The sequence below is a fragment of the Xenorhabdus bovienii genome (assembly GCF_024721015.1).
Classification (GTDB): Bacteria; Pseudomonadota; Gammaproteobacteria; order Enterobacterales; family Enterobacteriaceae; genus Xenorhabdus; species Xenorhabdus bovienii.
Map to the genome: position 1 here is coordinate 1 of NZ_JANAIF010000336.1, position 416 is coordinate 416.

A 416-nucleotide genomic window follows, 5' to 3' on the forward strand; every position below is an offset into this window, starting at 1 on the left:
CCTCACCATGACGGGACGCCCCACTGGCATCTCCTGCTGTTTACCGATAAGGCCAGCCGTGCGGAAGCGGTCGACATCATGCGGAAAAAAGCCCTGCAAGAAGATGGCGATGAACGGGGCGCGAAAAAGTACCGCTTTGAATGCCGGCACATGAACCGGGGCGGCGCAGTGGGGTATATCGCGAAATACATCGCCAAGAATATCGACGGTTACGCCCTGGAGGGCCTGATCGACAAGGAAACCGGTAAGCCGTTGAAAGATGCGGCCTCCGCCGTGACGGCGTGGGCGTCAACATGGCGTATCCCGCAATTTCATTTCTATAACCTGCCCTCTAAAGGCGCGTATCGCGAGTGCCGCCGCCTGCGCAGTATCAGTATTGCTGACCAGATGGGCGAGATTGCCGAAAAGGTACGGGC

At 58.2% G+C, this 416-nt stretch carries 1 protein-coding gene; it reads left to right on the top strand.

Annotated features, from left to right (window positions below; genetic code table 11):
- On the top strand, positions 1 to 416 hold a 416-nt coding region (locus NXS07_RS22600; protein WP_258087616.1), incomplete at both ends, for a replication endonuclease.